Annotated in this window: 22 protein-coding genes; 11 read left to right on the forward strand and 11 right to left on the reverse strand. The window is 69.2% G+C overall.

Annotated features, from left to right (window positions below):
- Window positions 1–103: 103 nt before the first annotated feature.
- Complete coding sequence (locus F8O04_RS03560) at window positions 104–1,324, reverse strand: galactokinase (protein ID WP_158027947.1); 1,221 nt, start codon at window positions 1,322–1,324, stop codon at window positions 104–106.
- 187 nt (window positions 1,325–1,511) lie between these two features.
- The gene (locus F8O04_RS03565) at window positions 1,512–2,006 is read right to left on the reverse strand and encodes a hypothetical protein (protein ID WP_188726298.1); all 495 of its coding nucleotides are present in this window, start codon (window positions 2,004–2,006) and stop codon (window positions 1,512–1,514) included.
- A gap of 454 nt (window positions 2,007–2,460) precedes the next feature.
- Here F8O04_RS03565 and F8O04_RS03570 point away from each other — a divergent pair, with 454 nt between their 5' ends.
- Window positions 2,461–3,996 (forward strand): DEAD/DEAH box helicase, encoded by a 1,536-nt coding sequence (locus tag F8O04_RS03570; RefSeq protein WP_158027948.1) that lies wholly within the window; start codon window positions 2,461–2,463, stop codon window positions 3,994–3,996.
- On the opposite strand, the gene F8O04_RS03575 is transcribed toward F8O04_RS03570, so the two are convergent.
- The 4 genes from F8O04_RS03575 to F8O04_RS03590 all read right to left on the reverse strand — a co-directional run bounded on the left by F8O04_RS03575 (window position 3,972) and on the right by F8O04_RS03590 (window position 7,154).
- Window positions 3,972–4,574: a protein-L-isoaspartate O-methyltransferase family protein gene (locus tag F8O04_RS03575; RefSeq protein WP_158027949.1), complete on the reverse strand. Its 603-nt coding sequence runs from the start codon at window positions 4,572–4,574 to the stop codon at window positions 3,972–3,974. The two genes, F8O04_RS03570 and F8O04_RS03575, sit on opposite strands and share 25 nt — an antisense overlap.
- Window positions 4,575–4,659: 85 nt before the next feature.
- Window positions 4,660–4,965, reverse strand: a complete 306-nt coding sequence (locus tag F8O04_RS03580; RefSeq protein WP_188726297.1) for a hypothetical protein — start codon at window positions 4,963–4,965, stop codon at window positions 4,660–4,662.
- A 193-nt stretch (window positions 4,966–5,158) separates the two neighbouring features.
- The gene (locus F8O04_RS03585; protein ID WP_158027951.1) at window positions 5,159–6,160 is read right to left on the reverse strand and encodes a hypothetical protein; all 1,002 of its coding nucleotides are present in this window, start codon (window positions 6,158–6,160) and stop codon (window positions 5,159–5,161) included.
- 28 nt (window positions 6,161–6,188) lie between these two features.
- Window positions 6,189–7,154, reverse strand: coding sequence for a LysR substrate-binding domain-containing protein (locus tag F8O04_RS03590; protein WP_158027952.1), 966 nt, complete (start codon window positions 7,152–7,154; stop codon window positions 6,189–6,191).
- Window positions 7,155–7,225: 71 nt separating this feature from the next.
- Between F8O04_RS03590 and F8O04_RS03595 the strand changes: the two genes are divergently transcribed.
- Complete coding sequence (locus F8O04_RS03595) at window positions 7,226–8,965, forward strand: FAD-binding protein (protein ID WP_158027953.1); 1,740 nt, start codon at window positions 7,226–7,228, stop codon at window positions 8,963–8,965.
- A 57-nt stretch (window positions 8,966–9,022) separates the two neighbouring features.
- Here F8O04_RS03595 and ehuA read toward each other — a convergent pair whose 3' ends face one another.
- Genes ehuA through F8O04_RS03615 form a run of 4 tightly spaced genes read right to left on the reverse strand, consistent with a single transcriptional unit; the run spans window position 9,023 to window position 12,127 of the window.
- Entirely contained in the window at window positions 9,023–9,784 is a 762-nt protein-coding gene (ehuA, locus tag F8O04_RS03600; protein WP_188726296.1) for an ectoine/hydroxyectoine ABC transporter ATP-binding protein EhuA, read from the reverse strand.
- A gap of 37 nt (window positions 9,785–9,821) precedes the next feature.
- Window positions 9,822–10,484 (reverse strand): ectoine/hydroxyectoine ABC transporter permease subunit EhuD, encoded by a 663-nt coding sequence (ehuD, locus tag F8O04_RS03605; protein ID WP_158027955.1) that lies wholly within the window; start codon window positions 10,482–10,484, stop codon window positions 9,822–9,824.
- The gene (gene ehuC, locus F8O04_RS03610; RefSeq protein WP_158027956.1) at window positions 10,481–11,200 is read right to left on the reverse strand and encodes an ectoine/hydroxyectoine ABC transporter permease subunit EhuC; all 720 of its coding nucleotides are present in this window, start codon (window positions 11,198–11,200) and stop codon (window positions 10,481–10,483) included. Before ehuC ends, ehuD begins: the two co-directional genes overlap by 4 nt.
- Before the next feature lie 18 nt (window positions 11,201–11,218).
- The gene (locus tag F8O04_RS03615) at window positions 11,219–12,127 is read right to left on the reverse strand and encodes a transporter substrate-binding domain-containing protein (RefSeq protein WP_158027957.1); all 909 of its coding nucleotides are present in this window, start codon (window positions 12,125–12,127) and stop codon (window positions 11,219–11,221) included.
- Window positions 12,128–12,370: 243 nt separating this feature from the next.
- Here F8O04_RS03615 and F8O04_RS03620 point away from each other — a divergent pair, with 243 nt between their 5' ends.
- The 7 genes from F8O04_RS03620 (at window position 12,371) to F8O04_RS03650 (ending at window position 21,215) form a co-directional block, all read left to right on the forward strand.
- Entirely contained in the window at window positions 12,371–13,141 is a 771-nt protein-coding gene (locus tag F8O04_RS03620; protein WP_158027958.1) for a GntR family transcriptional regulator, read from the forward strand.
- Between the two features lie 241 nt (window positions 13,142–13,382).
- A complete protein-coding gene (locus F8O04_RS03625; RefSeq protein WP_188726295.1) occupies window positions 13,383–15,068 on the forward strand; it encodes an amidohydrolase in 1,686 nt (561 codons plus the stop codon).
- Window positions 15,068–16,600: an ABC transporter substrate-binding protein gene (locus F8O04_RS03630; RefSeq protein ID WP_188726294.1), complete on the forward strand. Its 1,533-nt coding sequence runs from the start codon at window positions 15,068–15,070 to the stop codon at window positions 16,598–16,600. Before F8O04_RS03625 ends, F8O04_RS03630 begins: the two co-directional genes overlap by 1 nt.
- Window positions 16,601–16,683: 83 nt before the next feature.
- On the forward strand, window positions 16,684–17,394 hold the full coding sequence (locus F8O04_RS03635) for a TetR/AcrR family transcriptional regulator (RefSeq protein WP_158027961.1): 711 nt from the start codon (window positions 16,684–16,686) through the stop codon (window positions 17,392–17,394).
- Window positions 17,391–18,827 carry an MFS transporter gene (locus tag F8O04_RS03640; protein ID WP_158027962.1) on the forward strand — a complete coding sequence of 479 codons (1,437 nt, stop codon included), beginning with the start codon at window positions 17,391–17,393 and terminating at the stop codon, window positions 18,825–18,827. Before F8O04_RS03635 ends, F8O04_RS03640 begins: the two co-directional genes overlap by 4 nt.
- Window positions 18,828–18,913: 86 nt before the next feature.
- Window positions 18,914–20,551 carry a carboxylesterase/lipase family protein gene (locus F8O04_RS03645; RefSeq protein WP_158027963.1) on the forward strand — a complete coding sequence of 546 codons (1,638 nt, stop codon included), beginning with the start codon at window positions 18,914–18,916 and terminating at the stop codon, window positions 20,549–20,551.
- A 43-nt stretch (window positions 20,552–20,594) separates the two neighbouring features.
- Window positions 20,595–21,215 (forward strand): TetR/AcrR family transcriptional regulator, encoded by a 621-nt coding sequence (locus F8O04_RS03650; protein ID WP_158027964.1) that lies wholly within the window; start codon window positions 20,595–20,597, stop codon window positions 21,213–21,215.
- A gap of 25 nt (window positions 21,216–21,240) precedes the next feature.
- On the opposite strand, the gene F8O04_RS03655 is transcribed toward F8O04_RS03650, so the two are convergent.
- On the reverse strand, window positions 21,241–21,960 hold the full coding sequence (locus F8O04_RS03655; protein ID WP_158027965.1) for an alpha/beta fold hydrolase: 720 nt from the start codon (window positions 21,958–21,960) through the stop codon (window positions 21,241–21,243).
- Between the two features lie 92 nt (window positions 21,961–22,052).
- Here F8O04_RS03655 and F8O04_RS03660 point away from each other — a divergent pair, with 92 nt between their 5' ends.
- Together F8O04_RS03660 and F8O04_RS03665 are read left to right on the forward strand one after the other, a co-directional pair.
- Entirely contained in the window at window positions 22,053–23,798 is a 1,746-nt protein-coding gene (locus F8O04_RS03660; RefSeq protein ID WP_188726293.1) for an amidohydrolase, read from the forward strand.
- A 259-nt stretch (window positions 23,799–24,057) separates the two neighbouring features.
- Window positions 24,058–25,590: an ABC transporter substrate-binding protein gene (locus tag F8O04_RS03665; protein WP_188726292.1), complete on the forward strand. Its 1,533-nt coding sequence runs from the start codon at window positions 24,058–24,060 to the stop codon at window positions 25,588–25,590.
- Window positions 25,591–25,601 lie beyond the last annotated feature (11 nt).

Below are 25,601 nucleotides of genomic sequence, written 5' to 3' on the forward strand. Positions count from 1 at the left end.
GGCGCGGTCGCCTCCGCAGCCTTGCACGGCCACGCGGGCGAGCATCCGTTTCCCCGGATGCTCGCCCGCGTCGTGCGTTTGCCGCGCCGCGGCCGTGACGTCGCTACACGTCGCGGCGGGGGCCGTCGCACGGCGTGACCTCGCGCACGTCGGGCGTTCCCCAGCCTCGCTCGTCGAAGTGGGCGACGCAGGCCTCGGTGAACCGGTCGACGGCGTCGGCCGGGATCACGATGAACACCGAGCCGCCGAGACCACTGCCGCTCATGCGCGCGCCGATCGCGCCCGCACGGTCGGCGAGCTCGCACACTGCGTCGATGCGCTCGGTCGACACCTCGAAGTCGTCGCGTAGCGACGCCTGCGAGGCGCGAAGCGTCGGCCCCGAGTGTTCTGGACCTTCCGTGCGGAGGATGCGCGTGAGGTCGAGGGTGCGCTGAATCTCGGTGATGACGTAGCGGGCGCGGCGCAGGTCGGTCGGATCGAGCTGCGCTTCGATCGCCTCGAGTTGCTGGAGCCGCACCTCTCGCAGCGACTGCACTCCCAGGGCTTCAGCGACGCGCTGGCACGCCTCCTGCCGCTCGCGGAACGGGTCGGACCAGTTGCGATGCAGCTCGTTGGTGCCGACCGTGAGCGTGACGAGCCCGGCGCCGGCGAGGTCGGGCGTCTCAATGAGTGAGACATCGCGGCCGCGCACGTCGAAGAACACGTCGTGCCCGGCCGTCGCCGCGAGGACGGTGAAGTGGTCGGCGACCCCACCAGCGGCCCCGGCGGCGGCTACTTCGGCGCGCAGGCCGAGATCGGCGAGGGTCTCGTCGGAGCAGTCGAGGTGCCACATGTCCGACAGTGCGATGCCGACGGCGGCGCACGCCGATGCCGACGACGCGAGCCCGCCCCCCACGGGCAGGTCGGTCGAGATGAAGACATCGAGCCCCGTGCAGATGGCCAGCGCGTCGGTGGCGACGTGGTTGGGGTCGTGGCCGGCCTCGTCGCGGTCGCGTTGGCGCGCGTACTCGACCACGGCCCAGATCATTCCGAGCGGGTACGCCTTCCAGCTGCGCGGCTCGGCATCAGGTCGCAGCGTGGCGAGATCGGCGGTTGCGCGCTCGTCGGTCAGGTCGGTCGCGACGGTGATCGTGCCGTCATCGCGGCGGGCGACGGCGACCGCCGTGCGCTCGGCGGTCGCGAAACCGAACGACAGGCCGTCCTGCGTGTCGGTGTGGTCGCCCGCGACGCTCACCCGCCCTGGCGCCGACCAGATTCCGTTCGGATCGCGGCCGAAGGCCTCGCGAAACCCTTCGCCGACCCGGTCGATCAATGCTGCCGCCATACCGCGCTCCAGTGCTGTCTCGGTGTCGTTGCGCAGCGCGCCCGGGGGCACGTCGCGCCGGTGCAAGTTTACGCGGAAGGGCCTGCGAACGTCCGCCGCGTCGGTCAGGGGGCGTCCCTTCGGGGCACAGGAAGGCGGGGGCCAGCTGCGGGCGGGGTCGTGGTGTATTCCTGGGCCCCGCAGGAACCTACCTTCCGTGCTCCGCGGGCTCGAGTAGGTCGCGCATCCTGCCGCCGCCGATCGCCCCGACGCCGAGCTCGGCGACGCGGTTGCGCAGCTGGCGATCGCTCGTGGCGACCAGCACCGGCCTGCTCGGATCCCCCTCGATGAGCCGCCGCGCCTGTTCGACGATCTCGTCGTCACCGAGACCCGGGGCGTGCGGCGTCGTCAGCCTGGACCGTGGTCCCGCAGTGCCGTCCGCCTCGCCGTCGGAAGCGCCTGGCTGTGGCCGGGCCCGCCGAGCCCTGCCTTCGAGCACCGCGACGAGCTCGACGGGCACGAGCTCGTCACCGCCCCCGAACAGCGATCCGGGCACACCACGATCGGCGAGCTCGGCCGCGAGGCGCAGCAGTCGGGCGGACGCGCCGGGAATGTCCTTCCACCATCCGTCGCCCCGCGCGCCGAGGACGTTGGCGACGTCGATCACGATCACGGGCAGGGGGGACAGGCTGCTGTCGGGCACGCGGGAAGTGTAGGCCGGTGTGATTGGCCCGCGCGGATGATGCCCGCCCGGTGTACGCGCGGAGGCCGTCGTTGAAGAGATCGATGTCCTCGAGATCCATGTCCTCGATGTTCCAGCGCGGTACTCCGACCTCTGGGACGCTCGCGAAGACCAACTGCCCGGGCCGCCCGCCATGGCGCCACGACGGATGCTATGGTGGATGCTGCGCGGGGGCATCGAACCCCGCGCGTCGTCGTGTCTTGAACGCGCGCCCCGGTTTCCTGGCGAACTCCGCCCGCGAACTCGGCCGCAAGACGCTTGCCGCGGCGAACGATCTCGGCATCCGCCGAATTCGCCACTTCGCACGACGCGTCTCGATGCCCGAGCGACCGCATGCCTGCGGCGCTCCACCGCCTGACGCAGGCCGAACACGGCCAGACGTCCGCGTCGCGCCCACGCCTCGATTGGGGCCAACATGACCAACACCATCTCGTTCACCAGTGCGGAGACCGCTACCACGGTCCGAGCGACCCCCGCGGTCGCTGAATCCATCGCACGTCCCACGAACAGCGGCGCCAGCACGTTCGCCGAGCTCGGCGTGCCCCGCGCGCTGACCGCGGTGCTCGCCGCGGCCGGCAAGACCGACGCCTTCCCGATTCAGCAGGCCACGCTGCCATCGACCCTCGACGGCCGCGATGTCCTCGGCCGCGGCAAGACGGGCTCCGGCAAGACGCTCGCGTTCGCGATCCCCGTCGTGGCCCGCCTCGCCGGGCACCGCAGCCGCGCGGGCCGCCCCTCCGGGCTCATCCTCGCGCCGACGCGCGAGCTGGCGACCCAGATCGCGGCGGTTGTGACGCCGCTCGCCGAGGCCGCGAACCTCCGTGTCACGACCGTCTTCGGCGGGGTCAAGCAGGGCCCGCAGGAGCGCGCGTTCAAGGCCGGCGTCGATATCGTCGTCGCCTGCCCCGGGCGCCTCGACGACCTCATGAAGCAGCGCATCGTGAACCTCGACGCGGTTGAGATCAGTGTGCTCGACGAGGCCGATCACATGGCAGACCTGGGGTTCCTCCCGATCGTCACGCGCATCCTGAGCGCAACGCCAGGCCGTGGGCAGCGTCTGCTCTTCTCGGCGACGCTGGATAACGGCGTCGACAAGCTCGTCACCCGCTTCTTGAACGACCCGATTCGGCACTCGGTCGACGAAGCGTCGTCGCCGGTCGCCGCCATGACCCACCACGTGTTCGAGGTCGACTCGGCCGAGGCGAAGACCGAGGTCATCCGCACGCTCGCCTCCGGGGTCGGGCGCCGCCTTCTGTTCACGCGTACGAAGCACCAGGCGAAGAAACTGGCCAAGCAGCTCACGGCGACGGGCATTCCCGCCGTCGATCTGCATGGAAACCTTTCGCAGAACGCCCGGGATCGCAATCTCGCCGACTTCTCGAGCGGCGGCGTTCGCGTGCTCGTCGCGACCGATGTCGCGGCCCGCGGTGTGCACGTCGACGACATCGAGCTCGTCGTGCACGTCGACCCGCCGGCCGAGCACAAGGCGTACCTGCACCGGTCGGGGCGCACGGCCCGCGCGGGCAGCGCGGGCGACGTGGCGACGATCATGCTGCCGAGCCAGCGCCGTGACACGCAGCAGCTGCTGCGTCAGGCGAAGATCCGTGTGACACCGCAGGTAGTGACGGCGACGTCGGATGCCGTGCTCGCCCTGGTCGGCGACGTCGCGGAGCGCGTGGCGCCGCGGCCCGGCGGCCCGGGCGCCGGCAATGCCCCGCTCGAGCAGCGCGGCAGCGGCACCTCGCAGGGCGCGAACGCGCGCCGGAAGCGGGCCGCGCACACTGGCGGCGGAGCCGCGCGAGGCGAGGGCGGGGCCGCCCGAGCCGGCGGCGGGACCGGACGACGCGACGGCGCGGGCCGCACCGAGGGTGCACCGACGCCGGGTTCGGGTCGGCGGGGCTCGCGCCGAGGCGGTCGGAGCAGCGCTCAGCGCAGCGGCACGAACCGGTAGTTCCCATGTCGCGTCGTCGCGACGTCGCCCTCGGCGTCGCGTACGACGCGCAGCATCGTGCCCGCGACCGGGATCACCATGATTCCGCCCGGGGCGAGCTGCGTTACGAGCTCCTCGGGCAGCACGTTCGGTTCGGCCGACACGAGAATGCGGTCGAAGGGCGCGTCTTCGGGCGCGCCGAGTACGCCCGGTTGCGCATGGCGGATCTCGGCGCTCGCGAACTCGCCCGATCGTTGCAGTGCCCGCTCAAGGTTGGCGGCGCCCCGGTCGCGGAGCTCTTGGACAAGCTCGGTGCCAATCACACGGCCGGAGGGGCCGACGAGGTGCGCGAGCAGCGCCGTCGTCCAGCCGCTCCCGGTGCCGACATCGAGCACGCGGGCTCCCGCCGGGACATCGAGCAGTTCGAGCATGCCCGCGACCGTCGAGGGCTGCGAGTTGGTCTGGCCGTGCCCGATCGGGAGCGGGGCGTCCATCTCGGCCTGCGGGCGCACGTCTTCCGGCAGGAAGCCGAGCCTGGGGACGGCCTCGAATGCGGCCCAAACCCGTCCGTCGCGTGGGACTTCCCGTTGCTCGAACATGTTCTCCTCTCGTCGCGTCCCCTCGGTATCGCCCGTCGGCGGCTCGATTCCGGGCAGCTCGTCGGCGATCCGGCCGATCGCTGCCCTACGCTGCTCTGCGCTGCAGCGACGACAGTCGCACGGGCAGGTCGCCGTAGGGCTTCTGCTCCCGCGAGGGCAGCGGCTCGCGCCCTCCGTCCCAGTACCACCAGAGCGCCGTCACGAGCGTGATGAGGGGGGCGAGCACGACGCCGGCCATCGCCCAGGCGGCTGCCGCCTCCATGGCCGCGCGACCGCCCTCGCCCTCGACGATGGCAGCGAGGGTGAACAGGATCGCCGTGACGGCGACGCCGATCGCGTGAATGACGATCAGCATGATCCACGGGGTGGTCCGCTGCTTCGTGGCGTTCATCATGCCTCCTCCCGCGCGCGCAGCGCGCGAACTGAGCGGTGGTCGGCGCGCGGCGGAACGTGGAGGCCGGCCAGTCAATCTGGCTTCTGTGCCGGGCATGGTACGCCCGCAGACTGAGGTTGCGCTTGGCCGTTGCTGCGACGCTCCCGGTCCGAGCGGCTGGCGGGCGTCGGCTCGTCGATCACTGCGGTGCTTACTCGAGGCGGGCCGAGACGCGGATGCGCGGTCCGAGCTCCAGGCGCACGTCATGAAGCCTGTAGCCCGTCCCCTCGTCGGGTCCGAGCGCGTCGCCGAGAACGATCGTGCGTGGCGCGACCTCGTTGAGGCGGCGACGTACAGGTGGCATCGCGAGGGGGATCGCGACGAGCGGGTTCCGGCTGCGCACCTGCACCTCGCGCACGTGGAGCGTGCCGTCCGGGTCGACGCCGAAGCGTGCCGTCGCGCGCGCCGTCACGCCGAGGAGCGGCAGCCGGCCGCGCACGAGTCCCCACCGCACGCCGAGGTGGACGACGGCCTCGAGGTCGCGCTGATCGGAGCCGCGCAGCTCCAGCGAGAACCGTGCGAGCCGTATCGAGCCGTCACCCTCGGCCAGCGTCGCCTCGATGATCGATCGCACGAGCGGTTCGAGGTCGCTGCGCTGCACCGAAACCTCCGCCGTCACGGTGGCGCCCGCTCCGTCGTCGACCACGTCGATGCCGCGGTCGGATTCGGGATGCTCGGGGTCGACCGGCGCGTCGTGCAACCGCCACACGACGGGGAGCGCCGACACGCGTGCGTCGAACCACACCGGCCGCCCGGCGACGCGCAGCGGGTCGGCGGCGACGCGCACGTCTCTGGCCACGCCCCGCCGAGCCTCGAGCACCGGCGGTTCATGCCGGTCGCCGATCTCGCCCCCGGTCTCGCCCCTCGTCCCGTCACCGGCCGCACCGGCGTCACCGGCCGCATCTGCGTCACCGGCGCCGCTCGCGATGAGGGCGGCGAGGGGAATTTCCACCCCGCTTGCGTCGACGTGGCAGCGCGCGAGGTCGTCGCCGTCGAGCTCGACGTCGATGTGCACGTCGTCGAGGGCTGCGGAGACGCCCGGCTCGCGGCGAAGTCGTCCGCGAAGCCAGCGTTCCACCGTGACGGCGTCGCCCGGCCAGGCGTTCGGCCGGTCGGTGGCGGTGTCGCGCGACGTTTCGGCATGGGTGGGCACGGTGATCCAGTCCTCCAGGCGGTCGGTCTCAGGCGTCGTCGGAATCGGTGCGGCGAATCGTGGTCGGCAGCGCCGTGGCGAGGGCGTCCGCACTGGCGATGATTCGGCGGCGCATGGCCAACGCGGCCCGGCTCTGGGTGGTGCCGCGTCGGTGCGCGAGACTCACCGTTCGCTGCAGCTGCGGCCCGGCGAGGCGAAGTGCACGGAGGCCCTCGTGCCCGGCCAGGACCATCGCCGGCACGACGGCGACGCCGAGCCCTCGCTCGACGAACCGCAGGGCGGCATCCATCTCGGCGCCCTCGAGCGCCACGCTCGGGGTGACGCCGGCGGCGGCGAAGGCCGCGTCCGTCGCGACCCGCAGGTCGTAGCTCTCGCTGAGCACGATGAGTGGCAGCGAGGCCAGCTCGTCGAGCGTGAGGGAGGTGCGGCGCGGGCCGAGCCCCGAACCGGACGGCGGCGTCTCGGCCGACGTCACGACGACGAGTTCTTCGTCGAGGAGCGGCGTGCGGGCGAGTCCGGCGGCCGAGACGAGGCGCTCGTCAGAGGTCGTGACGAGCGCCAGGTCGAGCCCGCCGTGCGAGAGCTCCTCCACGAGATCGCGCGACCCTCGGGCCGACAGGTGCAGTTCGATCCCGGGATGCTCGGCGCGGTACGCCGTGAGGGCGTCGGCGACGAGGCTGACGCACAGCGTCGGCGTCGCTCCGAGCCGCACCCGGCCGCGCCGAAGCCCCTCCAGCTCGGCGAGCTCGCGACGGGCGGCGTCGGCGTCGGCGAGCAGACGGCGGGCGTGGGGGAGGAGCGCGGTGCCCGCCGCCGTGATGGACGTGCCCGCGCGCGTGCGATCGAAGAGGCGCGCGGTGAGGTCGGTCTCGAGCGCCGAGATCTGGCGGCTCAGCGACGGCTGCGTCAGATGGAGCGCGTCGGCCGCGTTCGTGAACGTGCCATGCTCGACGATCGCGAGGAAACCGCGCAGCTGCTCGAGATTCACTCGCATAGCCTATGCGTATAAAGCTGACAGAAACTATGCATTAGCCGCATGTCGGGACGGCGGTTAGCGTGGACGACATGGCAATTCCGAAGCTCGACGAACGACAGCGCTCAACAACCGTGCTCGTCATCGGCACCGGCGGGTCCGGCCTGCGCGCCGCGATCGAGGTCGCCGAGGCCGGCGTCGACGTCGTGGCCGTCGGCAAGCGGCCGCGCCACGACGCGCACACCTCGCTCGCCGCGGGCGGAATCAACGCCGCCCTCGGCACCTTGGACGAGGAGGACACCTGGCAGCAGCACGCCGCCGACACGATCACCGAAAGCTACTTGCTCGCCAACCCGCACACGGTCGAGATCGTCGCCAAGGGGGCAGAGCACGGCATCCGTGACCTCGAGCGGTACGGCATGAGCTTCGCGCGCGAGGCGGACGGGCGCATCTCGCAGCGGTACTTCGGAGCCCACACGTTCCGGCGCACCGCGTTCGCGGGCGACTACACCGGTCTCGAGATGCAGCGCACGCTCGTCGCGCGCGCCGAACAGCTCGAGGTGCCGATCCTCGATCGCGTCTACATCACTCGACTCCTCGTCCACGACAACCGGGTGTTCGGCGCCTACGGGTTCGACCTCCACGACGGCACGCGCTATCGCATCCACGCCGACGCCGTGATCCTCGCCGCCGGCGGGCACAACCGCATCTGGCGGCGAACCTCATCGCGGCGCGACGAAAACACCGGCGACTCGTTCCGCCTCGCCGTCGAAGCGGGTGGGCGACTGCGCGACGCCGAGCTCGTGCAGTTCCACCCATCGGGCATTCTCGAGCCGGCCGACGCCGCCGGAACGCTGGTTTCGGAGGCCGCGAGGGGTGAGGGCGGCATTCTGCGCAATGCGCTCGGCGAGCGGTTCATGGAGCGGTACGACCCGGAGCGCATGGAGCTCTCGACCCGCGATCGCGTGGCGCTCGCGGCGTTCACCGAGATCCGTGAGGGGCGCGGCACCGAGCGCGGCGGCGTGTGGCTCGACGTGTCGCACCTGCCTCGCCAGCAGATCATGGAGCGACTGCCGCGCGTGTACCAGACGCTGCTCGAACTGCAGATGCGCGACATCACGGCAGAGCCGATCGAGATCGCGCCCACCGCGCACTACTCGATGGGCGGCGTCTGGGTGCGCCCCGACGACCACGCGACCGACGTCGAGGGGCTCTTCGCGATCGGCGAGGCCTCGAGCGGTCTGCACGGCGCCAACCGGCTGGGCGGCAATTCGCTGATCGAGTTGCTGGTGTTCGGCCGCATCGTCGGTCAGGCCGCCATGGCGCACTCGGCCGGCCTCGAGTCGCACGCGCGGTCGGTCGACGCGGTGGCCGAGGCGCGCGCCGAGATCGACGATCTCCTCGCGGCCGACGGCCAGGAGAACGTGCGGGCCCTGCAGCGGTCGATCCGGAACACGATGTCCGAGCACGCGGGCGTCGTGCGCGACGAGCAGGGGCTCACTCGCGGGCTCGACGAACTCTCGGCGATCGAGGGTCGCATGGGCGATGTCGGCATCCATCCCGATATCGCGGGGTACCAGGATCTTGCGCACGCCTTCGACCTGAAGTCGTCGGCGCTCGCGGCGCGGGCGACGCTTGAGTCGGCGCGCGAGCGACGCGAGACCCGCGGCTCCCACAACCGCAGCGACTATCCCGACCTCGATCCATCGCTGCAGGTCAACCTCGTGTGGTCGCCGGCCGAGGGCGTCACGCGCGAGTCGATCCCTCCGATCCCCGACGAGATCGCGGCCCTCATGCGCGAGGTGTCGACCACGGGCAAGCTCGTCGAGTAGGCCCCCGCGCAATAGGCAAGTGAATGCTTGCCTATTGCGCGTCGTCGGAAGTGCTCCCTACAGCACGGCCGAGAGGAAGTCCTTCGTGCGCTGCTCCTTCGGGTGGCTGAAGATCTCGTCCGGCGGGCCCTCTTCGACGATGCGACCGCCGTCGAACATGAGCACGCGGTTCGAGACGTCGCGCGCGAACTGCATCTCGTGGGTCACGATCAACATCGTCACGTTCGTGGTTTCGGCGACGTTGCGCAGGATGTTCAGCACTTCGCCGACCACCTCGGGGTCGAGCGCGCTCGTGACCTCGTCGAGCAGGAGGATCTCGGGCTCCATGGCGAGCGCCCGCGCGATGGCGACGCGCTGCTGCTGACCGCCGGAGAGCGAGGCCGGATGCTCGTTCGCCTTCTCGGGGAGCCCCACCTTCTCGAGCAGCTCGCGGCCACGGGCGATCGCGTCGTCCTTGCGCATTCCGAGCACGTGAACGGGCGCCTCGATGATGTTCTCCATCACCGTCATGTTCGGGAACAGGTTGAACTGCTGGAACACCATGCCGATGCGCTTGCGCATCTCGTTGCGGTGCTTCTCCTTCAACGCGACCCGCTTGCCGTCCCGCAGCTCGTGCGTGAGGGGCCTTCCGTCGATGAGGATGAAACCGCCGTTCGCCTCCTCGAGCGTCATGATGAGGCGCAGGATCGTGGTCTTTCCCGAGCCGCTCGGACCGATGAGCGTGACGCGGTCGCCCCGTCGCACCGTGATGTTGAGGCCCTGCAGGACGACGTGATCACCGAACCGCTTCTCGACATTGTCGAATTGGATCGCGGGCACGTCACCGTCTGCGAGGGTGATCGCACCGGTGTGGGGTTCAGGAGGCGTAGGCAACGCGCTTCTCCAATCGCCGGATGAGCAGGGATGTCGGGTAGCTGGCGATGAGGAAGAAGATGCCGGCCAGCGTGATCGCCTCGATGTAGCGGAAGTTGCTGCCGCCGTAGAGCTGGGCGGCGCGCACCATGTCCGTCACGGTGATGACCGCGAGGAACGGGGTGTCCTTGAACATCGAGACGACGTAGTTGCCGAGTGCGGGCAACGTCGATCGGATCGCCTGCGGGATGACGACGGCGGTCCACGTGCGTCGGCGCGACATGCTGAGCGCGGTCGTCGCCTCCCACTGCCCCCGCGGAACCGCTTCGATGCCGGCGCGGTAGACCTCCGCCATGTACGTGGCGTAGTGGATGCCGAAGATGATGATGCCGAGGGTCAGCGGAGGCACGCTCGTGAACGCGTAGTACACGAAGAGCAGCTGCACGACGATCGGCGTCATGCGGACGAAGTTCATGACGAACGTCACGATGCCGGCAACCGGCCTCGGCGCCGTCCGCCGCACGAGCGCGATGACCAGGCCGAGCACTGCGGCGATCGCGCTGCCGAGCACCGTGACGATGAGCGTGACCGTGAGGAAGCCCTCGATGAGCTGGGGCAGCGCGGCCCACGCGTGACTCCAGCTCCAGAGTGATTGTTCTTCGTTCATCGGCTCACTCCCTCGGTGTCAGCGGCGGGTGCGGCGGTGAGCGACGGTTTCCCCTGCCCCAGCCGTCGCTTCGCGCGGGCCTCGAGGGCGTTCATGCCGAGCGTCAACAGGTACGCCAGCCCGAAGTAGATGAGCAGTCCGAAGGTGTAGGCGAAGAACACGTCGGTGTCGACGCGAAGGCGGTTCAGCTCGGCCGTCAGGTCGACGATCGTGATGAGGTACACGACGGCCGTGCCCTTGAGCAGGTGGATGAGCAGATTGCACAGCGACGGGAGCATCAGCGCCCACGCCTGCGGGAAGATGACCCGAACCATCCGGCCCATCGGCGACATGCTGAGCGCGGTCGTGGCCTCCCACTGTCCGCGCGGCACCGAGTTGATCGATCCGCGCACGACCTCCGCGCCGTAGGCGCCGTAGTTGAGGCCCAGCCCGACGATGCCGACGAGCACGGGAGGGAGCTCCACATTGAAGGGCGGCAGTGGCAGCACGAAGAAGAGGAAGAACAGCTGCACGAGCAGCGAGGTGCCACGGAAGAGCTCGATGATGACGCGTGCGATGCTGCGCGGGACGACATTGGTCGCCCTCGCGAGCAGGCCGAGGGCGATGGCGATGGCGAATGCCAGGAGGGCGCCGCCCGCGGTCAGCTGGACGGTCATCAGGACGCCCTCGAGGATCCGCGGCAGCGCCCTCCCGAGCGCCTCGAAGTTCTCGATCACGAGCGAGTGGCGGTTGTGCTACTCGAGCTCACCGGAGCAGAGCTGCTCGGTCGTGAGGTCTTCGGGCGGCAAGTTCTCGGCCGTGAAACCGAAGGGCTCGACGAGGCCGAGGTAGGTCTGCTCGTCGCTCGTGATGTTCGCGAGCTCGGCGTTGTACGCCTCGAGCAGGTCGGTGTCGCCCTGGCGGAAGACCGTGGCACCTGCGCCGATCTGCTCGACACCGTCGATGACCTGAACGAAGGCTTCCGTGGTTTCGACGTTGTCGAGGTCCTCCGTCATCCAGTTCAGCGAGACCGCGGTGAGGGCGAAGGCGTCGGCTCGTCCGGACTGCACGGCCTCGATGCCGGCCTGCGCCGTGTCGACCTCGATCGTGTTGGCGATGCCGAGCTCCTGGGCGTAGCCGGCCTCGATCGCGCCCGACTGCACGGCGAGCGTGACCTCGCCGTCCGTCGCGGCGACGGAGTCGAGGTCGGTGAGGCCGTTGGGGTTCCCGGCAGGCACGGCGAGCGTCGTGGTGTACATGATCTCGGGGTCGCTGAATGCGGCCTCCGCGCAGCGCTCGGGGAGGATCGACATGCCGGCGCTGATCACGTCCCAGCGCCCCGCGTTGAGCCCCGGAATGAGCGAGTCCCAGGCGACCTCTTCGACCTCGATGTTGTCGATGCCGAGGGCGCTGAAGATGTGCTCGTGCATCGCGATCGTGGCGCCGGTCGGCTGCCCCGACTCGTCGACCCACGAGTAGGGCCGCTCGGAGGCGATCGCCAGCGTGATCGTGCCGCTTTCCTGCGCCTGCTGGAGCGTCGAGCCCTCACCGGACGCGTCATCGCCGCCGCCGGGGTCGCCGTCCGAAGCGCAGCCGACGAGCGCGAGCACCGCCGCTCCCATGAGTGCGATTCCAGCGCGGGTCGCAGTGCGTGTCGAAGTCATCGTCGTCCTCTTTCGTGGGTGAGTTCTCCGTCGCCCAAGTCTGCGGGGCTGGACGGTCAGGTTCGAGCGTGGACCGTCGTCACCCTACGGACTCTGCCGAATCAAGTACATTTGCACGAACAGATTGTTGACAGCGATACCTGATCGTTACGCCTGGGACTCGAGGTTGGCGCTGGCGTGGAGCCGCGGTCTTGGCGGGTCCAGTGGCGGTACGGACGCAGTGGCCCAGGAAAGGCGGCATGAATGGCACGCGATGTTCCGCGACCCGGTGTGCCGCCGCCGGTTCTGCGGCTCACGCGCACGTCGACGGTGCACCTCATCGCCACCGAATTGCGCACGGCGATCTTCACCGGGGCGCTCCCCGTCGGGTCTCCGCTCGGGGAGGTTGAGCTGGCCGCGCAGCTCGGGGTCAGCCGGGGTCCGCTGCGCGAGGCGGCGCAGCGGCTGGTGCAGGAGGGGGTGCTGACCTCGGTGCCAGGCCGCGGCATGAAGGTGAGTGAGATCACCGCCGACGAGGTCGTCGATGTCTACGAGGCCCGCCTCGCGGTCGAGGGTCATGCGGCCGCCCGCATCATCCGTGACGGCCGCACGTCGGCCGTCGATGCGATCGAGCGCGCACTCGACGACCTCCGTCAGGCGATGCGGCGAGAGACGGCCATCGAGATCGGTGACGCCGACCTTGCCTTTCATCAGACCCTGGTGGATGCCTCGGGCAGCTATCGCCTGAGCCGCGCCATGGCCACGCTCGCCCTCGAGACGCGCATCGCGACGTTCAGCCTCCCCGGTGGCTATTCGGTGCGACGCTCCGTCTCGTCGAGCTACGGAGACCTGCTGGCCGCCCTTCGTGCCGGCGACGAGCCTGCCGCGCGGTGGGCGCTCGACGCGCAGTTCAGGGCGGCGATCAAGCGCCTCCGCGGCGAGGACACGTCGGTCGAGACCGTCGAGACCGCGGCCAACGAGCTGCCCACCGTGATCGCCCGCATCGATCTCGCGACTGCGCCCGACGCTCCTTAGCGCCGCTCGCTCTCGAACGGCGGCGCTCGGCATCCGCGCGTTGACGCTGCGTGCACGGGTCTCGCGCGGCGGTGCGCACCGTGCAATGTAAAGGTTTACTTCATTCGAAAGAAGTGCCAGGATGCTGCCAACAATTCCTCGCAGCATTCGCGATCGGTACCCCGAGCATTCTGGCGAACGACGTCGTTCCAGGTGGGTGCATCGCCGTCTGCGCGTGCGGGCTTTTTCGAGCGGAGCGCATATGGCAAATCAGAATGGAAACGAGGTCATCGTTCGCGGTGGGCGCGTCTACACCGCCGACGAGAACGGGCCGGCGTGGGCATCGGGCTTTCGCATCAGCAATGGCGTCTTCACCGACGTCTGGGTGTCGCCGGGCGATGAACCCGCCACGGTGTCGGCAGGGGCCGACGTGCTCGACCTCGACGGAGCCGTCGTCGTCCCGGGCCTCTTCGATGCGCACGTGCATCCGTTCTTCGGTGGCAAGAAGATGCTCCGCCCATCCCTGGCGCTGCAACCCGTCGCCGGCCTCGACGAGATCCTTGCGGCCGTCGAGACCCGGGCTCGCGAGGCGCCGGACGGCGCGTGGATAACCGGTGGGAAGTGGAACGCGACGCTGACGCCGCAGCTCACGGCCGCGGCGCGTGAACGGCTTGACGCCGTCTCCTTCGGGCACCCGGTGATGCTCGGCGATGAGAGCGGCCACAACGGCTGGGTGAACAGCGCGGCCCTCGCGGCCGCCGGATATGCCGTGGACGGCAGCGAATCAGACGCCGGATTCGGCCGCGATGCCGACACGGGCGCTCCGACCGGCGTGCTGATGGAGCGCGCGCTCGACCCGGTCCGGCAGGCGGCGAACGCGGCGTCGCCAGACACGGTCGACGACCTCAAGGAGTACCTTCTCGCGGCGTGGGGCCTCTTCCACACGTTCGGTATCACGGCGATTCAAGATGCCATGACGGGTCTCCCCGAACTCCAGGCCTACGCGCAGCTCGCCGACGAGGGGCGGCTGCCCGGCTGGGTCTCGACGTGCCTCAGCATGGAGGGCATCATGGCCGGGCCCGACTTCGACCCCGCCGCGCTCGACGATTTCGCGCGCACGGTCGCCGCTGAGCGCATCCGCACCGACTTCACGAAGCTCGCGCTCGATGGCGTGCCGACAACGCGGACGGCGGGCATGTTGTGCCCCTATCTCCCCGATGACGAGCACGGCCACGACTACCACGGCATCGTGTATCGAACCGCCGACGAGCTCGCCGACGTGCTGCGGGGGTATCGCGCTGCAGGCCGCTCGACGAAGATCCACTGCGCGGGCGACTGGGCGGTGCGCGTGGCGATCGACGCGTTCGCCATGCTTCGCGCCGAGGGCTCGGACCTGAGCTACCACATCGCGCACGGCCAGTTCGTCGCGCCCGAGGATCGCAAGCGCATGGCTGAGTTCGACGTCGTCGCCGAGATCTCGCCGTACATCTGGTACCCGGGTCCCATTCCCTATTCGATCGCCGCCGTGCTTCCCGATGACGTCGCGTCGCGCATGCAGCCGAATCGCGATCTTCTCGATCTCGGTGTGCTCGTCGCCGGGGGCTCCGACTGGTCGGTCGTGCCGATGCCGAACGCATGGGAGGGCATCGCAGGGCTCGTCACACGCCGCGACCCCAATGGTGCGTTCGAGGGCTCGCTGTGGCCGGAGCAGGCGGTGACGCTCGAGGAAGCGCTCCGCATTTTCACGATCAACGGCGCCAAAGCGGCGCGGATGGACGACGTCGTGGGCTCGATCGAAGTCGGCAAGGCGGCGAACTTCGCGGTGCTGGACCGCGACCCGTTCGCGATCGACCCGATCGACATCGCGGCGACGCGAGCGTGGCGCACCTACGTCGCCGGCGAATGCGTGCACGAACTCCGTAACCCCCCGATCGATGGAGAGAAATGATGAGACGCACGTCGAAAACCCTCGGCCTCGGCCTCGCCGTCACGCTCACGCTGACCGCCTGCGGCGGGGGAGGTGAGACGGATGCCGCTGAGGGCGATGGCCCGACCGGCACGGTCACGTTCGCGACCCTGTTCCAGCCGTCGTCGTGGGACCCGGCCATCGGGGACTTCATGGGAAACGCCTTCTACTACGGGCTCGTGTACGACACCGTGGTCGCACGCACGGCCGCCGGAGAGCTCGAGCCTGGGCTTGCCGAGTCGTGGACCTACGACGACGACCAGACGACGCTGACGCTCGAGCTCCGGCAGGGCGTGGCGTTCACCGACGGCACGCCCGTGGATGCCGACGCGATCGTGGCCAATCTTGAACACTACCGAGACGCCAACGGGCCGGGGACGGCCGAGCTCGCGCTCGTCGAGCGCATCGAAGCCGTCGACGGCGACACGGTGGAGGTCGGATTCACAGCCCCCGACCCGTCATTCGTCGAAGACCTCTCGTCGTACATCGGCTTCGTCGCGTCCCCAGCGGCGATCGAATCCGGCACGTTGGAGACCGATCCGGTCGGCTCGGGCCCGTACGTGCTCGACGCGGCGAACTCGACCAGCGGGTCGACGTGGACCTTCAACGCGAACCCCGAGACCTGGACGGAGCCGCCGTACGCGACGCTCGTCGCGTCCATCATGGACGCGACCGCCGCGCTGAACGCGCTGAAGGGCGGGCAGGCCGATCTCGCGATGCTGCTCGACCTGCAGGCCGCCGAGGAGGCCGAAGACAGCGGGTACGATCGCTCGCTGTTCGCGCCGAGCTCCCTCGGCATCGCGTTCTTTGACCGCGACGGGACGATCGCGCCGGAAGTCGCCGACGTCCGCGTCCGGCAGGCGATCAATCACGCGATCGACGCCGAAGCGCTCATCAACGCCTTCCTCGGGGGCACCGAGGTCGGCACGCCGGGCCGACAGCTCTTCGGGGCGTCCTCAGACGCCTTCGATGCTTCTCTCGACGACGCCTATCCCTTCGACCCTCAGCGCGCACGCGAGCTGCTCACCGAGGCCGGGTATCCGGACGGGTTCACGCTCACGATGCCCTACGTCCTGATATGGGGTCCGGGGGTTCCCGATGCGATCCAGACGCAACTTGCCGAGGTCGGCATCACCGTCGAGTACGACCAACTGCCGCCGGAGGAGATCGGCCCCTCGATCAACTCGGGCAAGTACGCAGCGGCGCTCCAGTCGTTCGGGCTGTCGTCGAGCTGGATGACGATGACGCAGCAGGTCGACCCGGACGGGGCGTACAACCCCTTCTCGGTCGAGGACGCGACGGCGATGGAGCTGATGACGGAGTATCAGTATGCCGACGAGGCCGACCGCCCGGCGATCGGGCAGGAGCTCAACGCGTACATGACTGAGCAGGCGTGGTCGAACGTATGGGGTCACGGCCACCCGTCGATCCTCTCCGACCCGGCGAAGATCACGCTGCCCGCAACGTCGGTCGGCTTTCCGCCCGTGTTTGAGTGGGTGCCGGCCGGTCACTAGCGCGCCCGCGCGTCGGCGTCGGTGCGCGTGGCATTCGGCCCGCGCACCGGCGCCTTCACGCGCAGACCATTCGATCAACGGTGATGTCAGAGGGGGGAGCGATGGGCGAGGCACCGGATGCCGGGCGCGGGAACACCGACACGCGAGAACGCATTCTCGACGTCGCGCTCGAGGAGTTCGCCGCGCGCGGCGTCGCCGGGGTGCGGGTGCAGGCGATCGCCGATCGGGCGCGGGTGAGCGTGCGAATGATCTACTACTACTTCGGCAGCAAGCGCGGCCTGCACGAGGCCGTGAGCACGCACGGCGTCCGCGGCAGCGATGCGAACCTCGACGGGGTGACGGCAACGGACGTCGCGGCGAACCCGTTGGCTGCACTGTTCGGGCGCCGCCGGGTCGATTCGGACTTTCTCCGGCTGATCCAGTGGGAGGAGCTCGAGACCGCCGGCACCGGTGAGCCGGTCGTTAACGAGGCCTACCGCGCCGAGCACGCCGAGAAACGCACCGAGCTCATCCGTTCGGCGCAGGCCGAGGGGCGGCTGCCCGCAGACCTGGACGCGCGGATGCTGTCGTTCGCGCTGCACGCCCTCATGCGCGCGCCGCTCGCGTTCCCCGGCCTCGCTCGGACCGCGACCGGCGCCGAGCCGCAGTCCGCCGAGTTCTCGGCACGGTACGAAGCGACGCTTTCGCACCTGAGCGCGGCCCTTCGCTCGCGCACCGGCGCCGACGCGGAGGAGCCTGCGCGCGGGGAGGGGCAGACCGAGGGCGCGGACGCAGCGCGTGAAGCGAACGCGTGACGGGCGATTCCAGTTCGGCCTGGCGCGGCGCGGGCTGGTTCACGCCGAAGCGGGCGTCCGTCGCCGTGTACATGCTCTGCATGTTCCTGAACCTGCTCGACACGTCGAGCATCAACGTCGCCCTGGTGGCGATCGGCCGCTCGTTCGAGGTGCCGGCCTCGCACACCTCGGTCATCAACCTCGGCTATCTCGTGACGGTCGCCGTTCTGATCCCCATGTCGGGATGGCTGGGGGAGCGCTACGGAACGATCCGCGTCATCCAGTTCAGTCTTGCCGTGTTCGTGTGCGGCGCGGTCGTCAGCGCGACGGCACAGGATCTCACGTGGCTCACGGCCGGCCGCGTCGTGCAGGGCATCGGCGGTGGTGGTCTCGCGCCGCTCGCGATGGGGCTGCTCTATCGCAATTTCCCGCGAACCGAACGCCTTCGCATCGGCGTCCTCACGAGCATCCCCATCGCCTTCGCACCCGCACTCGGGCCCGTCGTCGGCGGGATGTTCGTCGAGTTCTTCAACTGGCGCGGCATTTTTCTGCTGAATCTGCCCATGTGCCTGCTCGCGATGGTCATCGCCTGGCGGTTCGCCCGCGAGCCCGACGAGCGGCAGGAGCGGCGCATCGATCTCGCGGGCGCCGCGATGACGATCGTCGGCTTCGGCGGCCTCGCATACGCCCTCAACAGCCTCTCGCGGGGCGATGCAAGTGCCATGACGCTCGGCACGCTGGGCGGATCGGCCCTCGTCATCGCCGCGCTCGTTGCCCTCGAGCTCAGGCTGGGGGAGCGCGCCTTCCTCGACGTTTCGCTCCTTCGCTCGCCGGTGTACGCGAGGTGCGTGCTGATCCTCGCCCTCAGCTTCCTCGCGTTCCAGGGCTTCAGCTTCGCGCTGCCACTCCTCCTGCAGACCCAGCTCGGGCTTGCGGCCCTCGCCGCCGGGATCGTCACGACGTGCCAGGCGGCCGGTCCGGTGATCGGCGGACGCATCGGGCAGCGCCTGCTGATGCGGGTCGGCGCCAACGCGATGTTCTGCGGCTCGCAACTGGCCATGGTGGTGTGCCTCGCCGGCGTCGTCGCCGGGTTCGCGGGTGGGATGGTGTGGCTGGTCGCCGTCGCGACGGCCGTCTACGGTGCGGGCGGTTTCGTGTCGACCCTCACCTCGCAGACGGTCGGCTTCTCCTCGATCCCGCAACGCAACCTCGGGGATGCGTCGAGCCTGTTGCAGTCGACGAGGCAGCTGTCCGGGGTGGCGGGCATCGCCGCCGCCGCCGGCATGATGGCGGCGGTCGGCGCCTCGAGTCAGACGGCGGCGGGCGCCGCATCGCCAGGGAACGCGACGTCGACCGCCCTCGCCGTCTTCGGCGCGCTCGCTGCCGCTCACCTCGCCGCCGCGATCTTCGCGCGCTTCACGCGCCTCCTTCCTGTCCCGGGGCGCGACGATTGACGCGCCGCTCGATCGACCCGTGACGGCATCCGCGTTGCCCGGTCCGCACAACCCCCTCCATCCACCCCGAAGAATCGGAGCAGCACATGTCAGGCACTTACGTCTTCACCGGACCTCACGGCGAGCGCATCGAGCCGAGCGCCGTCGTCGAAACGCATCTCGGACCGGTGCAGGGGCTCGTCGTCGACGGCATCCACCGGTTTCTCGGCATGAGGTACGCAGCAGCGCCGACGGGGCTGCGGCGCTTCACGCCCCCGGTCGACCCGCGGCCGTGGACTGAGACCGCCGAAGCGATCCACTACGGCGCACCGGCCATGCAGGGCGTACGTGGGCCGGAAACGGCCCCGCGCAGCGACTTCGCGCTCACCCAGATGGTCGTCATGCCGATCGGCGGCCTCGTGAAGATCAATAGCGAGGACTGCCTCTGGCTGAACGTGTGGACGCCGGCGACCGACGGCGCGAAGCGGCCGGTGCTGTTCTGGATTCACGGCGGCGGGTTCGCCTACGGCGCCGGCAGTGAGCCGCTCTACGACGGCGCCAGGCTGGCTGCGCGGGGAGACGCCGTGATCGTGACGGTCAATCACCGGCTGAACCTGTTCGGATATCTCAACCTCGTCGGGACGCACCCGCACTACGACGACGCCGTCAACGTCGGCCAGCAAGACCTCGTGCACGCCCTGAGCTGGGTCCGCACGAACATCGCGGCATTCGGGGGAGACCCGGACAACGTGACGATCGCGGGCGAGTCCGGCGGTGCCGCGAAGGTCAACGCGCTCATGGCCATGCCGTCGGCGACGGGGCTGTTTCACAAGGCGATCATGCAGTCGGGCGCGCATGCGCGACTTCGCGAGGGCGACGCGATACGTGGGGTAACCGACAGGATCCTCGCGGCGGCGGGCGTCGATGAGGTGACGCCGGAGGCCCTCGCGGCGCTCCCGGCAACGGAGCTGCTCGAATCGACGATCATCTCGTATGAGGCGCAGGGTGACGTCGAGGTGGAACGCATCCGGGCCGCGAGCGCCTTTCAGGAGGACCTCGCGCAACTGCTCGGCCCGACGCGCGACGGCGTCATCGTGCCGGCGCACCCGTATGACGACGGCACGGCCTCCGGGATCATCTCGGACGTGCCCGTCCTCATGGGATGGATGAAGGACGAGTGGAACCTCATGCTCGTCGAACGCGACCCGGGATTCGTGCGCATGAGCGAATCGGACTTCCTCGCGGCCGCCTCGACGATGTTCGGTGCTACCGCGGACCGGGTCGTCGACGCGCTCCGGCGCGCCTTTCCCGACTATTCACCCGGGCACCTGTCTTCGGCGATGGTGTCGGTGCAGATGATCCGCGACTACAAGCGCATCGCCGATATGAAGTCGCTGGGGGACGCTCCCGTGTATTGCTATCAGGTCGAGTGGGAGACGCCCGTCGGTGACGGCATTTACCGGACGACGCATGCGCTCGATCTGCCGCTCGTGTTCGACAACGTCGACCGCGCCCGCGCGTTCGTGGGGGAGGGCGATGAGCCACAGCTCCTCGCGGATCAGATGAGCGAGGCGTGGCTCGCGTTCATGCGCACGGGCAGCCCGGACCACTCAGGCATTCCCACGTGGCCGACGTGGGAGCCGAATGCCCGATCCGCGATGGCATTCGACGTCACGAGCCGGGTGACCGAGAATCCGTTCGGGGAATTGGATGAGCTGACGGAAGGGTCGCGCCTTCAGTTCTGATCATCGAACTCGAAGTCGGAGCCGCTGGTACGATCGGGCGAATATGGAAACGGACGAGGGGTCGACCCGTAAGCGGATTCTCGAAGCCGCACTCGATGAATTCGCGATGAAGGGCATTGCGGGAGCGAGAGTCGAAACGATCGCGAAGCGCGCCGGGGCCAACGTTCGCATGATCTATTACTGGTTCGACAACAAGCGGGGCCTCTACGAAGCGGTGAACGCGTACGTGATCAGCGCGAACGATGACTCGCTCGAGGGGGTGTCGATCGACGATGTCGCGGCCGACCCGTTCCGGGCCCTCTTCGGGACGAAGACGCCGAACCCGAGGTTCATCCGCCTCCTCGAGTGGGAGGAGCTCGAGAGTGCCACGACCGACGCCGACCTCGCCAACTTCGGCGAGCGCCGGAGCCAGGCCGAGGCGCGTATCGAACTGCTGCGAGCCGCGCAGGCGGCCGGCAGGCTTCCGGCCGAGATCGACGCGGCCATGCTGTACTTCGTGATGCACGCGCTCACCAGGGCGCCGTACGCCTTCCCCTCGCTGGCAAGGTATGCGACGGGGATCGACCCGGAGAGTGCGGAGTTCGCGGAGGAGTTCGGTGCGTTCTTGACGGTGCTCGGCCGCCTCGTTGCCGGGGGTGGCGACGCGCCCGCCGAGACGCAGTAATGCGAACGCGCCGGCGACGGTTCGACTACGCGACGTCGGCGACGTTCGGCCGCGTCTCGCGGGCGCTGCGGTCGATGAGCTCGCTCAACCCCTGCGGGTCGCTGTCCATGACACCGTGCTCCGAATCGACGCCGACGACCGTCCACCCGAGTGCAGCGGCCCGCTCGGCGCAGCGCCGGTTCATCGACCACCTGGTGGCCTCGATGTAGGTGTTCGGTCGGCTCGTGAAGAGCGGCCCGAGCTTGACGCGATCCCAGTGGCAGTTGATCGGCATGGGCGAGAAGCGCGGATTGCCGGCGGCCCACGGCGGCACCTGCAGGTCGGGAGCGTCTAGGGGCTTCTCCGGCTGCGCGTGCAACTCGGCGACCTCTGGCGGCAGCGTGTCGGTGCCGACGTGCGCGTAGACGTCGTGCATCGACTCGCCGTCCTCGGGGAGGGCCGCGTCGAGCAGGATGCCGGACCGCACGCGCTCGACCGCATCGCGCCCTAGCCCCGCCAGCACCATGCCGCCGTAGCTGAAGCCGAGGATGACGGCATCGGTGATGTCGTCGTAGTACAGCACGTTCTCGATGTCGGTGATGTGCGTCTGGAGCCCCACGTGGGGCCCGCGCAGGTGGGTTCGCTCGCCGACGCCGGTGAGGGTCGGCGTCCACACGGCGTGGCCCTTCTCGCGGAGCAGCGCCGCAACGGTGTTCCACATGAACCCGCCGGCGTACGTGCCGTGAACCAGGATGATATTTGACATCGAGGCCTCCGTAAAGATTTACTTAATTCTCATTCGGTGGCATTCTGTCACACGGGCGCCACTCGATGGCGTCGGCTGCAGCGGCGATCGTCATGGCGACTGACGTCAGCGCAGCGATCGAGAGCGACAATGGGGAGCGCGATATGAACGACCGCATCGAGGCCGACTTCGTGGTTCGCGGGGCGAAGGTGTTTACCGCGGCGAGCGGGGAGTTGGCGTACGCGACAGGCTTCGCCGTGCGCGATGGCGTCTTCGCGGCCGTCGTCGCGGATGACGCCGAGCTCGCTGCGCACATCGGGCCGAACACGGTTGTGCGAGACCTCGATGGGGCGCCGATCGTGCCCGGTCTCTTCGACGACCACATCCACCACGTCTACGGCGGGCGCATGCTGACGCGCGAGCTGCAGCTCTCGTCGCGTTCATCGCTCGATGAGGTGCTCGCCGCGGTCGACGCGTGGGCCGAGCAGCTCCCCGATGGTGCGTGGATCATCGGGAGCGGCTGGGGCAGCACGCTCGTGCCGGACGTATCGCGGGCAGACGCACGGCGCCGCCTCGACGAGGTGTCGCATGGGCACCCGGCGCTGCTGAGCGATGACAGCCACCACAACGCCTGGGCGAACACGGCGGCGCTCGTCGCCGCCGGCATCCCGCTCGACGGGAGCGGCGAGCTGATCGAGGGCACGGTGGTCGACCGGGAGACGGGGGAGACCGCAGGCGTCTTCTTCGAGCATGCCAGCGCGCCCCTGCGCGAGGCGCACGCGTCGTCCGAGACCGAGACGCTGGAGGACCGGAAGGGCTACGTTCGTACCACGTGGAAGCTGTTGCACTCGTTCGGCATCACGGGCATTCAGGACGCCGGGGTCGACAGGGAGTCGCTCGACGCGATCGTCGCGGTGCACGAGGACGGCGATCTGAAGGGCTGGGTCTCGTGCTGCCTGGGCGTGCACGGCCTGTTCGCCCCGAAGGATCTGGCGACGGACGAGTGGGACCGCTACGCGCGGCAGCGAGCGAGCGATCGCGTCCGCACCGACTTCACGAAGCTCGCCGTCGACGGGGTCCCGCCGACCCAGACCGCCGGCATGATCCCCGCGTACCTCCCAACGCCCGAACACGGTCACGATCACCACGGCCTCGTCTACTACTCGGTCGATGAACTGACCGAATTGCTTCGCGGCTATCGAGCGCAGGGGCGGTCGACGAAGATCCACTGCGCCGGAGACTGGGGTGTTCGGGTCGCGATGGACGCCTTCGAGGTCATGCGCAACGAGGGCTCGACGCTCACCTACCAGATCGCGCACGGACAGTTCGTGGCGCCGGAGGACCGGCGGCGCATGGCCCAGCTCGACGTCGTCGCTGAGATCTCGCCGTTCATCTGGTACCCGGGCGTGATCCCGCAGGCGATCGCGGCGGTGCTGCCGGAGGACGTCGCGTCGAAAATGCAACCCAACCGCGAACTGCTCGACCTGGGAGTGCTCGTCGCCGGCGGCTCGGACTGGTCGGTCGTGCCGACGCCGAACGCCTGGGAGGGAATCGGTGGTCTCGTCACGCGCGAAGACCCGCTCGAGCACTTCCCCGGACAGCTGTGGGCGGAGCAGGCCGTGACGGTTGAAGAGGCTCTGCGCATCTTCACCATCAACGGCGCGAAAGCGGCCCGACTCGACGACGTCATCGGCTCGATCGAGGTGGGGAAGGCCGCCAACTTCGTCGTTATCGATCGCGACCCGTTCACCGTCGATCCTCGGGAGCTCGGTGGCACGAAGGTCGTCGAGACGGTCGTCGCGGGTGAGACGGTGTATCTCGCCGATGTGGCCGTCGGGTCCGTGGCAGCGCCTCGCTGACGAGACGGGTACTCGCGGTACTTCATTGTGGATTGAGCTATCGCTCAATATAGTGGCGAGGGATGCGCGCGCCGTTGCGCGCCTCCCCTCGTCGGACGGAGCGGTTCGGCGGGGGATGACCGGGCGGATACACAACAGAAACGTCCGCGAAACCCAAATTGAGCAGCCGCTCAATAATCTGGATTCACTAACTACTTACATAACTCTGAGCCACGGGCCCGACGCGACACGGGGCACCCGGCTCGTATGGAGAGGAACCATGAACGGACGCAGAACACCTGTTGCCGGTGCGTTCGCACTTGCTGCAGTACTTGCGCTCACGGCGTGCGGTGGGGGTGCTGTCGCTGAGACGAGCGGTGATGGACCGACGGGGACGGTGCGATTCGCGTCGCTCTTTCAGCCGAGTTCGTGGGACCCCGCCGTCGGCGACTACATGGGCAACGCGTTCTATTACAACCTCGTCTACGACACCGTCGTCACGCGCACGGCGGATGGCGAGCTTGAGCCGGGCCTCGCCGAATCGTGGAGCTACGACGATGACCAGACGACGCTGACCCTCGAGCTCCGCACCGGCCAGGTCTTCACCGATGGAACCTCCGTCGACGCCGCCGCCATCGTCGCCAACCTCGAGCACTACCGCGATGCGAACGGCCCGGGGACGGCCGAGCTCGCCCTCGTCGAGAGCATCGCCGCCGTCGACGACGACACCGTCGAAGTCGGATTCTCTGCCCCTGACCCGTCGTTCCTCGAAGACCTCGCGTCGTATATCGGCTACATCGCCGCTCCTGCATCGATCGAGGCCGGCACGATCGAGACGGAGCCGGTCGGGTCCGGCCCGTACGTGCTCGATGGCGCGAACTCCATGTCCGGTTCGGAATGGCAGTTCGCGGCGAACCCGGACACGTGGAAGGACCTGACGTACGGGACGGTCATCGCCTCCGTCATGGACGGCACCGCGGCGCTCAATGCCCTCAAGGGCGGTCAGGTCGAGGCGGCCCTGCTGCTCGATCCGCAGGCCGCGGACGAAGCAGAGTCCACCGGCTCCAAGCGGACGGTGTTCTCCCCGGCGACGGTCGGCATCGCCTTCTTCGACCTCGATGGCACGATCCAGCCCGCACTCGCCGATGTCCGGGTGCGACAGGCGATCAACCACGCGATCGATGCAGCGTCGCTCATCGACGCGTTTCTCGGGGGAGTGAAGGTCGGCACACCGAGCCGGCAGCTCTTCAGCGAATCCTCCGACGCGTACGACCCGTCGCTCGACGAGCGCTACCCGTTCAACCCGGATGCCGCGAGGGAACTGCTCGCGGAGGCGGGCTATGCCGACGGCTTCACACTGACAATGCCGCACGTCATCAACTGGGGCCCCGGCCTGCCCGACGCGGTCCAAGAGCAACTCGGCGCCGTTGGCATCACGGTCGAGTACGACCAGATCCCGCCAGAAGAGGTCGGTCCGGCGGTGCTCTCCGGGAAGTATGCGGCGTCGCTGCAATCATTCGGACTCGCCTCGAGCTGGATGACGATGACACAGCAGCTCGACCCGAACGGGTCATGGAACCCGTTCGAAGTGACGGACGACGAGGGCATCGCCAAGATGACCGACTACCAGTTCGCCGACGACGCAGACCGCCCCGCCATCGCCAAGGACCTCAACGCGTATCTCACGGAGCAGGCGTGGTCGAACGTCTGGGCCCACGGTCGCCCGTCCATTCTGTCCGACCCCTCGAAGGTCACGATGCCGGCCGATTGCGTCGGCTTCCCCTCCGTTCTCGACTGGACCCCGGTGGGCTAATGTACATATTC

The organism is Pseudoclavibacter endophyticus (assembly GCF_008831085.1).
GTDB classification, from domain to species: domain Bacteria; phylum Actinomycetota; class Actinomycetes; order Actinomycetales; family Microbacteriaceae; genus Pseudoclavibacter; species Pseudoclavibacter endophyticus.